Consider the following 15,834-nt stretch of genomic DNA (forward strand, 5'->3'; position numbering starts at 1 on the left):
GGTACAGGCCGTTATCAAGAGAGAGGGATTGCCGTGAAGACACCTGAAAGGATTCGACCGTTGATAGAAGAGGGACTGATCGACGAGGTTATCTGTCAGCTTATGGGTGGCAAGGAAGCTATGGTCTACGTGGTCCGCTGCGGCGAAAACGTTCGCTGTGCAAAAGTATATAAAGAGGTCAACAGGCGCAGTTTTCATCACAGTATTGATTACACGGAAGGCCGCAGAGAAAAAAATAGCCGCCATGCTCGTGCCATATGTAACGGGACGCGCTTTGGGCGTAAAGCGCGGCACGATGCATGGCAGAGCGTTGAAGTGGATACGCTGTATCGACTTGCCGCCATCGGCGTGCCCGTTCCCCAACCCTACAATTTATTCGAGGGCGTGCTGCTGATGGAATTGATAACCGGCGGCAATGGGGGTGTCGCACCACGGCTCAACGATCTGAAGCTGACAGCGGAACAGTCCCGTGACTACTACTGCTTACTGGTGAGGCAGATCGTCCGTATGCTCTGTATCGGGGTCATCCACGGCGATTTGTCTCCATTCAATGTGCTTGCTGGCAGCCGCGGCCTGGTCATCATTGATCTGCCCCAGGCTATCAACGCAGCGCACAACAACAACGCTCGTAGCATGCTCCTGCGAGACGTCGATAATCTTGCGGCGTATTTCGGCCGTTTTGCTCCGGATTTGCTGGCAATGGATTATGGCAGTGAGATATGGTCGCTTTACCAGGGCGGAAAGTTACACCCGGACGTCGACCTGACCGGGTACATCGAGCGCAACAGAAAGCCAGCCAATGTGTCCGGTGTCCTGCGAGCCGTCGATATTGTGCTTAAGAAAGAGGCGGCATGGCAGCGTTACAAGTTTGAAATGGGGCGACATGCGCGTCGTCGCTGATTCAAAAAAATTTGAATCACAAAGACTTACCGGAGATAACTGACGAGGTGCGACAATTTGTCGCATTCTCAAGCTTCGAAAGATGGATTATTCTCCTTGCCCTGATACCAGAATGAAAACTTAAAGATGCACAGGATCTTTCATATTGGTGCTGCTTTTTGGATGGCGGCTTCAGCAGATGCATTTGCGGACCATGATAGTTCAGCCGGGGGAGGAGAAGGCCAATCCATGACTCGCCCGGCGAAGACGACGCTGGCAGTCGGTGCGGCGCTGGATGATCGTGGGCGATTGTGGTTAGCGAAGGTTGAGAACCAGCGACTGTTGGTTTCCTGGTCGGATGACGGCGGCAAGAACTTTTCCAGCCCGGTTCCAGCCACACCTGAGCCGGAGAACATCCTGGCTGATGGGGAGAATCGCCCCAAGATTGCCGTTGCACGCGACGGTACGGTGCTCTTGACCTGGGTACAGTCGCTGCCGCAGAAATATTCAGGAAATGTTCGTTTTGCGCGGTCGTCGGATTCAGGTCAGACTTTTTCTCAGCCTGTCACCCTGAACGATGACGGCCGTATCACCAGCCATCGTTTTGATTCGATGGCAATAGATGGCACGGGCAGGGTGGTGGTTGCCTGGCTGGATGCCCGCGATCGGGACGCGGCGAAGGAGAGGGGGGAAGCGTTTTCCGGGACATCCATTTATACCGCGCAGTCGTTCGATAACGGCGCAAATTTTCATCCTAACCGCAGATTTCAGGCGCACACCTGCGAATGTTGCCGCATCGCGCTAACCTGGACAGCAGAAGGTCCAGTAGCGTTCTGGCGAAATATTTTTGGTTCCAACACACGCGATTTCGCGATCGCAAACCTAGATAAGGGTGGCGTACGCCGCGCCACGGATGACGAATGGCAAATTGATGCATGCCCGCATAACGGAGGCAGTATCGCGACTGGCTACCGGGACCAGCTCCATCTGACATGGTTTACCGATGGCTCCACGCGCCGCGGCTTGTTCTATAAGCATATCGACGGCAATTGGCAATCGCCGCCCTTGCCCATCGGAAATCCCTCAGCTCAGGCTAGTCATGCTTCCGTGGCGGCAGCGGGAAAAACCGTTCTGCTCACCTGGCGGGAATTCGACGGAAACTCGTATTCAGTGGAGCTGATGTACTCGAATGATGCCGGCTCGTCCTGGAGCAAACCCATGCGCCTGATGGAGTCTGCCGGCGCGACCGATTATCCCATTCCGTTGATCGATGGAAGAAGAGTACTCATCGTATGGAATACGGCAAAAGACGGCTTACGTATTGTGCCTATCGAACGGGTCGCCGCAATACGCTCCAGCTGATTTCAAAAATAAATATGAAAACTCTTTCTCTCGCCCTTGCGGGTCTGCTCGGGATATCTTCAGTCTGGGCGGCCGATAACACCGAACAGCCAGCAAAGCTTCTTCAGAAAAAAAGCGCCACGGCTACATCCAAACCGGGGACACTTATCGAAGCATCGTCGAACGACGATACATTGGATGGGCACAGCGCTCAACCGGACACATCCCCGCTACCTGGGCAAGAAAAAAGGCTTATGGCATCAAATACAACTCAACCGTCTACGGATGAGAAAAAAAAGGATGAGGCGACCGCCCAGAGCGGTGAAAAGGCACCCGGCCGGAATAAGCCTGTGCCGGTCGCTGAAAAGGAAACGGTCTTCAAGGAAATGGTTGTCACGGGCGAGGTTGAACCCGATACGCATTACACCTCACCTTCGACCCGGGTGACGCGCGAGCAGATAGAGCGTCAAAACGCGCAAACCACTGAAGAGGTACTGAAATATCAACCCAGTTTGCAAATCCGCCAACGTTATGTGGGCGATCCCAACGGTGTCCTCGGTATTCGGGGGGCGGACATGTTCTCGACGGCGCGCAATATGGTGTATGCCGACGGCTTGCCGCTGCACAATTTTTTACAGGCAACGTTTAACGGCGCTCCGCGCTGGTCGCTGGTCGGTCCCAACGAAATTGATGCCGTGGACATTGTTTATGGACCGTTCTCTGCGGAATATAGCGGCAATTCCATTGGGGGTGTCATCAATATAAAGACGCGGATGCCGCGCAAGCAGGAATTCTACGTCGAGAGCAGCGTCTTTATTCAGCCGTTCAAAATTTATGGCCCGGATAGTGGAACCTTCATAGGCGACCGTCAATATGTGGCGTATGGTAACCGGTTTCAGGACAAACTGACCGTATACTTGGCCTACAATCGCCTGGAGGCTCAGAGTCATCCCATGAGCTATTTTATCGACAATAGCGGTTTGCATGATGCGCCTGGGGGCACACCGGTTAACGGTGGTATCCGCACACCCGATACCCGTGGCACCCCGAGCATTATTTACGGTGATACCGGGCCGGAAAAAGTGAACACCAACTTATTCAAGGTCAAGCTGGGTTACGACATTAACTCTGAGCTCCAGACCATCTTTACCGCGGCGTACGAGGATCGTACGCGCAACGGTAATAGCGTACAAAATTTCTTGACCAATGCATCCGGGCAGCCATTTTGGGGCGGTCCTACGCCCACGTGCAACTCTCCCTCGACCTGTGCGGTTCCCGGCAACGCTTCCCTGAACGGAACGCGATTTGACGTTGTACAGAGCGGTTTTGGCGGCAATCAGGACAAGCGCGAAACACTGAATCTTGGGTTGCAGCTTCGCGGCGCGCTCAACCCGAACTGGAATATCGATTCGACGATCAGTTATTTCGACGTGCTGAAAGACACACGAGCCACTGCTTTTTTCAATGCAAACGACCCGACGAATAACGGCTCCGGGCAGATCCAGGATTTCAAGAAATTCAACTGGCTCAATTACGATCTCAAGCTGAGCACTCCAGCGCTGTTCGGCAATGAAAAAATATCACTTCTGGGCGGATATCACTTTGATCTATATACGTTGAGCTTTCGACAATACGCACTCACCGATTACAACACGCTTACTCGTGGCGCATTGCAGGCGAACCGCAACAATGATGGGCAGACCTCAACCCATGCGGTTTTCGCGCAATCGGCCTATCGTTTTCTGCCGGATTGGGATCTTACAGTCGGTGCGCGTCAGGAGTGGTGGTCCGCTATGAATGGGGTTGTAGGAAGTACCTCTGTACCGGATCGTGAAGTATCCGCTCTTTCTCCTAAAGTTTCCCTGGGCTACGAGCCTGGACCATGGAAGGTCCGCTATTCGTTTGGCCGGGCTCATCGATTTCCGGTCATCGCCGAACTGTTCCAATCGCTCAGCACACCGACCAGCGTTCTTACCGCGAATGCGCTGCTCAAACCCGAGAATGGCGTGCATCACAATTTCATGGTCGAATATAGATTGCAAAAAGGCTATATCCGCGTGAATGCCTTTCGCGACGATATCAAGGATGCCATCCAGCAGGTGCAGCGGGCCTCGGGTGTACTCACTTCAAGTGCTTTCCAGAATATTGATCAGACCAGCACGACCGGTGTTGAGCTGATCTTCGACCAACGCCGCATCCTGGGTTCAAAATTTGATTTCAGCTTCAATGGAACATGGATGAACGCGAAAGTAGATAAGGGAGGACTCGTGGTATTCACGGACCCAACTGGAGCCAACGCCAATTTTAATCTTGATGGTAAGCAACGCATTCGTTTACCTCACTGGCGGGCAAATTTCTTTGCGACCTACAACGCAACTGAAGCATGGGATATCTCGCTCGCGGGCCGATACACCAGTGATTCGTTTAATGACCTCGACAACAAGGATCACGTAAACAATGTGTTTGGCGCTCAGAGCGACTTCTTCTTCATGGACTTCAAAACCAATTATCGGTACAAGTTCCAAAACGGTTTGAAGAGCCGATTTTCCTTTGGCATCACCAACCTGAACAATGACAAGGCATGGGTTTTCCATCCCTATCCGCAACGAACTTATCTGGTTGAAGCCGCGTTCAGCTATTGACGCGGTATGCTAAGAGACAGCAGTCAATTAGGTCATCGACAGCCAGGGAACGTCGGCTGTTATCGCAAAAGCGGGGATTCGAAGCACTTTTCATATCAGCATACGGTTTGAAGAAGGTGAAAGATTACCAATAAATTAACCGAACAAATTTACAACCCCATCCAGGCCGACGTGATTGATCGCATAAGTAGCGTTATCCTGAACGATACGCTTGGCGTGATAAGCAATGCTGACCCCCGCTTCCCCCATCATTTTCAGGTCGTTGGCACCGTCGCCAATGGCGATGATCTGCTCCCGCCTCAATCCCAGTTCTCCACTTATTTTTCTTAGTACTTCCGCTTTTCCCTCCGCTCCCACAATTTTTCCCAAGACTCTGCCGGTGAGTTTTCCATCCACTATTTCGAGCGTATTGGCAGCGGCGTAATCGAAATCCAGCTTTGTCTTGATTCTTTCGGTGAAAAATGTAAAGCCCCCTGAAATGACCATCGTTTTGAGGCCTGCCGACTTCATCCGCTGCAGCATCTTTTCCGCGCCGGGACTCAACCGAACCCTGCTGTCATACACTTGTTGCAGCGCTTCCTCCTCCAGGCCATGCAAAAGCGCTGTGCGCTGTCGCAAACTCTCCTCAAAAACGATCTCACCACGCATGGTTCTCTGCGTTATTTCCGCCACTTGCGGTTTTATGCCGCGCATATCAGCTATTTCATCTATGGACTCGATCGCGAGCAATGTCGAATCCATATCCATTGCTACCAGGCGGAAGTCCGCAAGTAATGCCGAGGGTTCGACAAAAGCATAATCCAGTCCGGCATCTGCGCAGTATTGGGCAACATGCTCGCGCTGTGTAGCGTTTTTCAACCGAAAAGCTTCGCCCGTGATGCGCTCGATATGGTTGGCGCCGGCGAGCTTTGCCAGTGCTCGCAAGTCGCTGTTTTCGATCTCGAGTCCTTGTATGATCAGATTCATATACAATTCCATTGCGGTTGAGAATGCTGGCGCATTTTGCCAGTAATCGTCCAATACTTCTACAACCAATCTGGAAATGATCCGTATATTGGCACGAATTGACGCCGTTTCAAAAAAGAAAACGCAAGCTGCGAATATAATCGCTGCCTCGGCCTGTCCGCACAACTGTACAGCGCCATGACGGAACACCTAAACAAGTGAACAAACCGCTCATCATCGGTACTCCCCTTAGCCCATCAGCCACAAAAGTCATGCTATTGGGCAGCGGCGAACTGGGCAAGGAAGTCATTATTGCATTGCAGCGCCTGGGTATAGAAACAATCGCCGTGGATCGCTATGCCCATGCGCCTGGTCATCAGGTGGCCCATCGCTCCCATGTCATTGATATGACGGATGGCGCGGCGTTGCGCAAATTGGTGGAAGGTGAACAGCCGGATATGATCGTGCCGGAGATTGAAGCAATCGATACCAGCATGCTGATGGAGATCGAGCGCTTGGGAATGGCGCGAATCATTCCCACAGCACGCGCCGCTCGGCTAACCATGCATCGTGAGGGAATTCGCCGTCTTGCAGCGGAAACGCTGCGTTTGCCGACCTCACCCTATGCTTTTGCCGGTAATCTTACGGAATTGCGACAGGCAATCGAAGCCGGCATTGGCTATCCTTGCGTTATAAAGCCGGTGATGTCTTCATCTGGCAAAGGCCAATCAAAAATCCACAGTGCGGACGAAGTGGAAGCGGCGTGGCACTATGCTGCCAGCGCCGGAAGGGTGAATCAGGAACGCGTAATCATCGAAGGTTTCGTTTATTTCGATTACGAAATAACGCAGCTTACGGTACGTGCGGCCGCCGCGGATGGCACGGTAGAGACGCATTTTTGCGAACCCATCGGCCATGTCCAGGTTCACGGTGATTATGTGGAAAGCTGGCAGCCGCAAGCGATGTCGACGCTGGCATTGCAGCGGGCACGCGACATTGCCGAAAGGGTTACAGATAACCTCGGGGGGCTGGGGATCTTCGGAGTGGAGCTATTTATCAAGGGTGATGATGTTTGGTTTAGCGAGGTCAGCCCGCGACCCCATGATACTGGCATGGTAACGATGTGTAGCCAGATTCAGAACGAGTTCGAACTGCATGCGCGCGCCATACTCGGCCTGCCGGTGAATACCGGCCTGAGGGCGCCCGGTGCGAGCGCCGTGATTTACGGTCGACTGGAAGAACAGGCCATTGCTTTCACTGGAGTGGAGGAAGCGTTGCGTGTGCCGCAGAGTGATCTCCGTCTGTTCGGTAAACCTGAATCATTCCCAAGGCGCCGAATGGGTGTGGCGTTGGCAAACGGTATCGATGTCGTCGAAGCCAGAGCCCGTGCGAAGCTCGCGGCAAGCCATATAGTTCCGGTGAAAATTGCCGTTAAAGAGGATAGGGTTGGCAGCTAAACGTAGATCCGGATGACGGTACACCTCTTGCGTTTTAAACGCCATATTCCAAAAAGCGGCCCATAGAAGCCATTTTGCCTTAACGGATCAAATTGACGGCTTATTCAGGAACTCCTTGCAATCCTGAAGAAAAAGAAGACTATGGGATCATTCAAAAAATTGAGAGCGTCATATAAAAGCTTGACGACCCCGCGTGAGCATATGCCAGGCCGGGTAATAGTCGCGCTTCTGGGTTTGAGCATGGCTGGCTGCAATATTCTCCCGAAAGAGCAATCACCCGCGCCCGAGCCCGAGATCTCGGTAGCCATTCTTGAGTCCCGCGTCAAGGAACAGTATGAAATTGAGCGCGGAAAGCTGCTGGCGGAAAAGGAGGCACAACAACAGGAAATCGAGCGTTTGCAGAAGTTGCTGGCGGAGAAAGATACTTATATCCGCAGCCAACAGGCACGCCAGCAGGATCAGGCGAAAACACTGCAGCAAACCAGCAGCCAGGCGGCCCATGCTCAAGTGAAGCTTCGCCGTTTGGCTACGCGCCCGGCAGCCGCCTCTACCATTGCAGAAGCCGAAATTTTCATAGAAAGCCTGCAATCCTCTCCCATGATCAGTGCTGAGCAATTATTGCAAAACCAGGCAAGGCGTCTTCTCGAAGCAGCGACCGCGTTGTACGCAGTGGACAATTATGCTGCCGCCATGGACTATGCCGCGCAAGCGCGGGAGTTTATCGATATGTTGAAGAACAACCGAACTCGTAAGGCAGCAGATCAAATATCTGTTTCATTGCAGACTCCCATTCCGCTGCGTGCCGCGGTCAAAAGCAACCTGCGCCAGAAGCCTGGTTTACAATACGCCGTGCTTGGGATACTGGCAAAAGATACAACCATGATAGCAGAAGCCTACCACGGGGATTGGTTGCAAGTTCAGACTGCCGATGGGCGCTCAGGATGGGTACTCAATACATTAGTAGAGGCGCAGATAGCGAAACCTTGAAAACGGAGCTGGCAAAATTACTGATAAGCGGACGGGTAAACAGGGAGAACGGCAAGTGGCTGACGAACGATCTCCCAAACTGGTGAATCCTGAACTAGCTTAGAGGTTCAGTTCGCGGGGTTTGGCAGTTTCCTGATGATCGCAATAGGCTCGGTTGCGGCCGCCGCGCTTTGCCTCGTAGAGCGCATTGTCAACGCGAGCAAGCATCGTGGTTGGCGTTGCGTAGTCGGGCCGATACTGTACGATGCCAATACTCACAGTTACGGCGATTGTGGACCCGTCGGCGCTGTAGCGCATGTTTGCCACCTGTGAGCGGATGCGCTCCGCGGTTTTTTGTGCCTGATCCGCTGAAGTTTCAACCAGAATAACGATGAATTCATCGCCGCCATAACGGGCCGCGTAGTCGATGCTGCGGACCGATTGAAGAAGGATTCTGGCGACACTCGTCAGGACTTCGTCGCCAGTGACGTGCCCGTACGTATCGTTGAGTGTCTTGAAATGGTCGATGTCGAGCATTAACAAGCTGAATTGCCGTTGCGTTCGTTTGAATCGCGCAAGTTGATCGGCGAGGATTGCGTCCAACTTGCTCCGGTTATACAAGCCGGTCAGGCTATCGGTAATGGAAAGAGTCTCCAGCATTTGATTCTGTTGCTGCATGGCTTCGTTCGCAGCCATGATTTCGGCATGACTGCAGCGCAGCCTATCGGCCATCTGGTTGAACACACGAGTGAGATGACCGAGTTCATCGTTTCTCTTATCGGTAAGCCGCACGTCAAGATCGCCTGCGGCGATGCGATCCGCGGCACGGATCAGCCGCTGCAGCGGTCCAACGATCGAACGGCCCATCTTGAAAGCGACCGCTGCCATGATCAGGACCAACGAGCTCACCAGCACCAGAAACATATTGCGGAATTCGATCCACGCACTGTAGACCTCGGCGCGATCACGTTCCGCCACGATAGTGACGGCCAGTTCCCTGGAGGCATCCGCCAGGCCGATGGCATCTTGATGGGTCGCCCCCTCAAAAACCAGAGGCTTGCCGGGCTGTGCCAACAGGCGTTGGAGCAAGGATACGTCGAACTGCATCCGTTTGCCGGTATCAACCTGGCTGCCGACAAGAATCATACCATCTGAATCGAGCAGAAGTACCTCACCCGGCGGCGATTTTGTGTCGTTTTTAAGATGGGGTTGTAACGTGCGGAGATCAAGCACGGCTACCAATGTTCCTTTTATGATGTTGTCGTATGAAAGCACTGGGACCGCGATCGAAAGTGATGCCGTGCCATATAGTTCGTTCCAACGGGCAGGCACAATCACAAGACCTTCTGTGGCGGTGGAACCGGGCCAGTCTTTCGGAAGCTTTACGGTAGCAGGGGTTTGCGCGCTACTAGCCACGATCTGCCCCGCAGCGTCCATTACGGTGAGTTCCAGTATTGTGTCGAGCTTTTCCTGTACCGAACGCAGGTAATGTGCCAATGCCCGCGAATTTTTTACAGGTGTATTTGTTTGTGACCGGTTAGGTGCCGGCAACCCCTCTATGACTGCGCTGGAGGTGGCCGTCACATTTGCTTCGTGAACGCGCTTATCCATCCAGAGCTCCATTTCGCGGCTCGCGTCATTTGTCAGGGCGAGAAGCTGGTTGGTTACCTTTTCGCTGGTCTGCGTCTCATTCTGCCGAAAGGAAAGCAGCCCAAGCCCCAGCGAAGGAATAAGCGTGGCAAGCACGGCGAATATCACGAGCTTGCTTTTAATGCTTTTCAAGCCACCCATCAGGACCGTTTTACAGACTGCAAAATAAAATTAACGGGCGAGTTTCGCTCGGGTAAAGGATCATCATGTCTCCAAAGCAGTGGCAGAACATAGCGTTCCTATAAGCGAAAACGCTGCCGAAAGAAAAACCGTCGCGACCAAATATATGCGGCCACCCATGCAGCTCGACCACTCATGCAGCAAAGAGGCCTTGAGTGAAACCTCACCGGGACCGGAGCGTGTTCAGGACATCTGGGCGTGAGCGAGGTACGCGGCCATCCTAGCTGATGCGCATTCGTTCAATTCTCGAATAAGCACGGGTTCAACCGCTCAACTCGGCGAATAAGCTCTTTAAGCGCTTCACGCGTTCTCTTACTCCCGCAATCTGTACCTGTACCTTCAATCGATCAGGGCCGGCGAGCCGATATTCGCGGCCGCGCTGAATAAGCGAGACGATCTTGGCAGCGTCCACCGGCGGATTGGGCGCGAACTGGATCTGGATGTTGTCAACACCCGCATCTACACGGGTAATACCCAAGGGCTTGGCGAGGATACGTAGACGGTGGCAGTCCATCAATGTCCGGGCAGGCTCGGGTATCAATCCAAAACGGTCTGTCAATTCAATTTGCATATCATCCAGTTGATCTTCGCTTATGCAGTTGGCCATGCGTTTGTAGAGTAACAGGCGTTCGTGAATGTCGTTGCAGTAGTCATCAGGCAGGAGCGCGGGTACATGTAGATTGATTTCAGTGGCGATTCCGAGGGGATGTTGCAGGTCAGGCTCTTTACCTTCTTTCAGTGATTGAACAGCGGTGTCGAGCATGGTGGCGTAGAGGTTGAAGCCGACTTCCTGCATCTCGCCGCTTTGCGATTCGCCAAGAACCTCGCCGGCCCCGCGGATCTCCAAATCGTGCATCGCAAGGTAGAAGCCGGCGCCCAGTTCTTCCATTGTTTGAATGGCTTCGAGCCGCTTCCTGGCCTGCGCGCCTAAGGCCTCCTCTTCGGGGATAAGGAGATACGCATATGCCTGATGATGTGAGCGGCCGACTCGCCCGCGTAGCTGATGCAATTGCGCCAGACCGAACTTATCCGCGCGGTTGATGATGATGGTATTGGCAGTGGGTATATCAATGCCAGTTTCGATAATGGTTGTGCAAACCAGCAGGTTGAAACGCTGCTGATAAAAATCTTTCATTACATGCTCCAGCTCGCGTTCGCGCATTTGCCCGTGGGCAACATTTATGCGTGCTTCCGGCAACAGGCGGGCAAGCTTGTCACGCATAGGCTGAATAGTGTCGACCTCATTGTGCAAAAAGTAAATCTGACCGCCGCGTTTCAGTTCACGTAAGCAGGCCTCGCGGATAATTCCCTCGGAAAAACGGCTGACGAATGTTTTGATTGCGAGCCGCCGCTGCGGCGCGGTCGCGATGACGGAAAAATCCCGCAGACCTTCCAGCGACATGGCAAGCGTGCGCGGGATAGGCGTAGCGGTAAGGGTTAAAATATCCACTTCCGAACGCAGGTTCTTCAGTTGCTCTTTGTGGCGCACGCCAAAGCGATGCTCTTCGTCAATGATGACCAGTCCCAGGTTTTTGAACTTCACGTCTTTCTGAATGAGTTTGTGTGTACCGATGACGATGTCTACCTGTCCGGTGGCCAATCCCGTCAGCGCCTGAGTTTGCTCCCTTGCTGAGCGGAATCGGGACAATTCCACAATTTTTACGGGCCACTCGCTCGCGATCAGGCTGAAGCGGTCAGAAAAATTCTGGAAGTGTTGCTCAGCCAATAGTGTCGTGGGTACGAGAACTGCGACCTGTCTCCCATCGGCTACAGCTACGAAAGCGGCGCGCAACGCTACCTCCGTTTTGCCAAAACCCACATCACCGCAAATCAGCCTGTCCATCGGTTTGTCAGATGTCAGATCCCCAATCACGGCTTCGATAGCGGTAGCCTGGTCGGCAGTTTCCTCGAAGCCGAAGCCTTCGACAAACGCGTCATAATCGTGCTGTCTGAAAGCAAACGCATGGCCTGGACGGGCGCTGCGCTGGGCATAAATGTTGAGCAGTTCGGCCGCGGTATCGCGCACCTGTTGCATCGCCTTGCGTTTAGCCTTGTCCCACTGGCCGCTACCCAGTTTGTGCAGCGGGGCGGCCTCGGGTGCGGCTCCGCTATATCTACCGATAAGATGCAGTTGCGAGACGGGTACATAAAGTTTGTCTCCCCCATCGTATTCCAGCGACAGGAACTCGGTAGCTCCTTCGCCCATATCCATGGTTACCAGCCCGAGATAGCGGCCGATGCCGTGTTGCTCATGTACGACGGCGTCGCCGGATTTGATTTCGGAGAGATCGCGAAGCGTCGTTTCATTCACCACGGCGGTTTTACGCAAATCGCGCTCCCGGCGTCCATGCAGATGCCTGGCGTACAGCTCGCTCTCCGTAATAAAAGCCAACCCGTCACCCGGGGATATGAATCCGTTGTGCAGCGGGCCCACGCCAATCATGAACGGTTTGCTGCTCGTCAGAAATTGTGCGTAATCATCGCAACTATCCGGATAAAGTCCATATTGCATCAGGTGGTCGGCAACGAGTTCCCGTCTGCCGAGGCTTTCGGTCAACAGCAATGTCCGACCGCCGGGCGGTTCGAACTCCGCCGCGAATTGCTTGAGGAACGCGGCAAGTTTCTCTGCCGGATTATCAGCGCGGCGATCGATCTGGAGTGGCGGCAGCGGCTCGGTCAAATTCGGGGTTTTGACCGTCGTGTTTCGGCTATGGGATGGAATTTCTATGCGCGGATAAGGTTTGAGCGCACCAAAAAAAGCCTCGGCCGGAAGGAACAAGTCACCCGGCTTTAGCAACGGCCGGTCATTGTCACCGCGCAGTAGCTGGTAGCGTGATTGTGTATCCCGCCAGAAGTTTTCTATCCCCGAATGGATGTCCTGATGCAGGCATACCAGCGTGGTTTGTGGCAAATAGTCGAGGAGCGATGCGGTATGTTCAAAAAAAAGCGGTAGGTAATACTCAATACCTGCGGGTGTAACGCCTTTGCTGATGTCTTTATAAATTCGGCTTTTTGATGGGTCTCCCTCAAATTTTTCGCGAAAGTTACCGCGAAAACGGGTGCGACCCTCCTCGTCAAGAGGAAATTCTCGCGCTGGCAACAATCGTATCTCCGTGACTGGATACACGCTTCTCTGCGTATCCACATCAAAGGTACGGATGGTTTCGATTTCGTTGTCCAGCAAGTCAATGCGATAAGGTAGTGGGCTGCCCATTGGAAACAGATCGACCAGTCCGCCGCGCAGACTGTATTCTCCTGGGGAAAGCACCTGGGTTACATGGCTGTAACCCGCCAGGGTCATCTGCCCGCGAAACGCATTCAGGTTGAGCGTCTCACCGCGCTTAAGAAAGAAGGTATGCGCAGCCAGATATCCCCGGGGGGGCATGCGATACAGGGCCGTGGTGGCAGCAGCAATCAAAACGTCACAGTTGCCGCTCATGAGTTGATACAGTGTGGCAAGCCTTTCCGAAATCAGATCCTGGTGGGGCGAAAAGACATCATAGGGCAATGTCTCCCAATCTGGCAGCAAGTGAACTTTCAATCCGGGCGCAAAAAAAGAAATTTCCTCCAGTAGCCTTTGGGCCGCCAGCGCGCTTGCCGTGATAATCGCGAGCGGTTTGGACTGCCTCGCCAACTCTGCAAGGACGAGCGCATCCCCGGAGCCCTCGAAGGGCTCATACCGGATCAATGATCCGGGCGAAGGAATAGTCAGCTTGGACGACATCTTTTCAATAGATGGGCAACCCGGCGCCCGAACTCTACATAAAAAAGGTGACATTATATGCCAGTATTCGAGCCGATTTTTTGTATCGGAATAGTCGTGTAAATGCGAAAACGGAGATAAAATTCCGGATAAGTGCCCGGTTTTTCGTCCGATTTGTCGCCTTTTTACGCCCTATTTTAACTGGGCGTTTCAGATACGATTGTTCAGGTGTTTACAATGCATCAGCTTGAAACCAGTGATCCAAGACAAGCTGCAGGCTTGAGTTGCCCTTGAACTCATTCACTTGCAAACGGTAAACCGCATAGATCAGTTCGGGAAGAGGAACATTGCAAGAGAATAATATTGCCTCGTATGAGCAATCCATTTTCACTGATTTGTGGTTGCAAGCTGCCTCCGTACATCTTTGCAGCTTCAGTTTCAAATGCTTTTCTCCGATCACGCGCTGTTCCTGTACCTGGAAGCGAGCGATGAAGGTGGGCTGGGCGAAGCCCTGCCCCCACACTTGCTCGTCAAGCCGCCGTGCCAGATCCAGATTCATTTCAGATTCATCCAGATCGCCGTCGGTCTCAACGATGCGCTTAAGATCAGCCGGCGTAAGTAACGCCTGCGCAGTCTCTTCGAAAGCGTCACGAAATTTTACAAAATCGGAGGCGCATATAGTGAGTCCCGCAGCGGCCGCGTGGCCGCCGAACTTGCGCAAAAGGCCGGGGTAGCGTTTGGAAACGAGATCCAGCGAATCACGCAAGTGAAACCCAGGAATGGATCTCCCCGACCCTTTTAGCTCTCCGTCGTTACCGGAGGCAAATGCTATCACGGGGCGATGTAGTTTCTCCTTCATGCGGGACGCGAGTATGCCAATCACGCCCTGGTGCCAACTAGGATCGAACAGACTCAGGCTGGTCGTATTTCCAGCGGGGGACGTGGGGAATTGTGCATACTGTGCTGAAAAGGCATTCTCCAGCATGGCCAGCGCCGTAGTCTGCATGTCCGCTTCAATTTCCCTACGCTTGTGATTAAGTGCGTCGAGCTGCAGGGCAATTCGAGAAGCGCAGGCTGCATCGTCGGTGATGAGGCACTGGATTCCAACCCCCATATCGTCGAGCCTACCCGCAGCATTCAATCTCGGTCCGAGGATAAAACCCAGTTCATAGGCGGATACTCGTCGAAAATCTCTGCGCGCAACTTCAAGGAGGGCATGGATGCCCGCGCAGCAACGCCCATGGCGTATACGCTGCAACCCTTTATGGACAAGAATGCGATTGTTGTCATCAAGTTTCACGACATCGGCAATAGTGCCTAAAGCGACCAAGTCAAGCAGACTGGCAAGATTAGGCTCTTTTCGAGGAGGAGCAAACCATCCTCTGGTACGCAACTCGGCCCTCAGGGCCCACATCAGATAGAACATTACGCCCACTCCGGCCAGGTGCTTGCTGGGGAAGCCGCAGCCGGCCTGGTTGGGATTCACGATCACGGCCGCATCCGGCAGTGTGTCCCCAGGCAGATGATGATCGGTGATGAATACTTGAATTCCCCGACGGTTGGCCTCAGCCACACCTTCCACGCTGGCAATGCCATTATCCACCGTGACCAGAATATCCGGACGGACTGTAGCAGCGGCCAGATGCACGATCTCCGGCGTGAGGCCGTAACCATATTCGAAACGATTGGGGACAAGATAATCAACCGTCGCGCCGAAAGCCCGTAGCGCACGTATGCCGACGGCACAAGCGGTGGCGCCATCCGAATCATAATCCGCAACAATCAGCAGACGCTTCTGCGCAATAATCGCGTCGGCAAGGCGCGCCGCCATTAAAGAGACGTTCTTCAGGCGTGGGAACGGAATCAGCCGAGGCCACTCCGCTTCGAGCTGATTGGGCATTTCGATACCGCGGGCGGCATAGATGCGGGCCAGCACCGGATGGAAGCCGTGCCGAACGAGCCTATCGAAAGCATACGATGGATAATTGCGAACTATGGTATTAAGCATGCACTAGAACTTGGGAACTGATGATTTCCAGTTCTAGTATAAACGTTTGGAAACATAGAAAAG

At 53.4% G+C, this 15,834-nt stretch carries 9 protein-coding genes; 5 read left to right on the forward strand and 4 right to left on the reverse strand.

Annotated features, from left to right (window positions below):
* Positions 1-33: 33 nt before the first annotated feature.
* The 3 genes from BMX00_RS01685 (at position 34) to BMX00_RS01695 (ending at position 4,862) form a co-directional block, all read left to right on the forward strand.
* Positions 34-900 carry a PA4780 family RIO1-like protein kinase gene (locus tag BMX00_RS01685; RefSeq protein ID WP_090826392.1) on the forward strand — a complete coding sequence of 289 codons (867 nt, stop codon included), beginning with the start codon at positions 34-36 and terminating at the stop codon, positions 898-900.
* 228 nt (positions 901-1,128) lie between these two features.
* Positions 1,129-2,241, forward strand: a complete 1,113-nt coding sequence (locus BMX00_RS01690) for a sialidase family protein (RefSeq protein WP_177171734.1) — start codon at positions 1,129-1,131, stop codon at positions 2,239-2,241.
* A 14-nt stretch (positions 2,242-2,255) separates the two neighbouring features.
* On the forward strand, positions 2,256-4,862 hold the full coding sequence (locus BMX00_RS01695; protein WP_090826395.1) for a TonB-dependent receptor: 2,607 nt from the start codon (positions 2,256-2,258) through the stop codon (positions 4,860-4,862).
* Between the two features lie 135 nt (positions 4,863-4,997).
* Here BMX00_RS01695 and serB read toward each other — a convergent pair whose 3' ends face one another.
* A complete protein-coding gene (gene serB / locus BMX00_RS01700; protein ID WP_090826861.1) occupies positions 4,998-5,828 on the reverse strand; it encodes a phosphoserine phosphatase SerB in 831 nt (276 codons plus the stop codon).
* A 197-nt stretch (positions 5,829-6,025) separates the two neighbouring features.
* Between serB and purT the strand changes: the two genes are divergently transcribed.
* Both purT and BMX00_RS01710 read left to right on the forward strand, forming a co-directional pair.
* On the forward strand, positions 6,026-7,264 hold the full coding sequence (purT, locus tag BMX00_RS01705; RefSeq protein ID WP_090826398.1) for a formate-dependent phosphoribosylglycinamide formyltransferase: 1,239 nt from the start codon (positions 6,026-6,028) through the stop codon (positions 7,262-7,264).
* 141 nt (positions 7,265-7,405) lie between these two features.
* Positions 7,406-8,251: an SH3 domain-containing protein gene (locus tag BMX00_RS01710; protein WP_245727524.1), complete on the forward strand. Its 846-nt coding sequence runs from the start codon at positions 7,406-7,408 to the stop codon at positions 8,249-8,251.
* Between the two features lie 99 nt (positions 8,252-8,350).
* Here BMX00_RS01710 and BMX00_RS01715 read toward each other — a convergent pair whose 3' ends face one another.
* From BMX00_RS01715 to recJ, 3 genes are all read right to left on the reverse strand, one after another.
* Positions 8,351-10,012, reverse strand: a complete 1,662-nt coding sequence (locus BMX00_RS01715) for a sensor domain-containing diguanylate cyclase (RefSeq protein ID WP_425433853.1) — start codon at positions 10,010-10,012, stop codon at positions 8,351-8,353.
* A 310-nt stretch (positions 10,013-10,322) separates the two neighbouring features.
* Positions 10,323-13,784, reverse strand: a complete 3,462-nt coding sequence (mfd, locus tag BMX00_RS01720; RefSeq protein ID WP_090826401.1) for a transcription-repair coupling factor — start codon at positions 13,782-13,784, stop codon at positions 10,323-10,325.
* Positions 13,785-13,995: 211 nt separating this feature from the next.
* The gene (gene recJ / locus BMX00_RS01725; protein ID WP_090826404.1) at positions 13,996-15,771 is read right to left on the reverse strand and encodes a single-stranded-DNA-specific exonuclease RecJ; all 1,776 of its coding nucleotides are present in this window, start codon (positions 15,769-15,771) and stop codon (positions 13,996-13,998) included.
* Between the last annotated feature and the right edge of the window lie 63 nt (positions 15,772-15,834).

The organism is Nitrosovibrio tenuis, assembly GCF_900109785.1.
Taxonomy (GTDB): domain Bacteria; phylum Pseudomonadota; class Gammaproteobacteria; order Burkholderiales; family Nitrosomonadaceae; genus Nitrosospira; species Nitrosospira tenuis_A.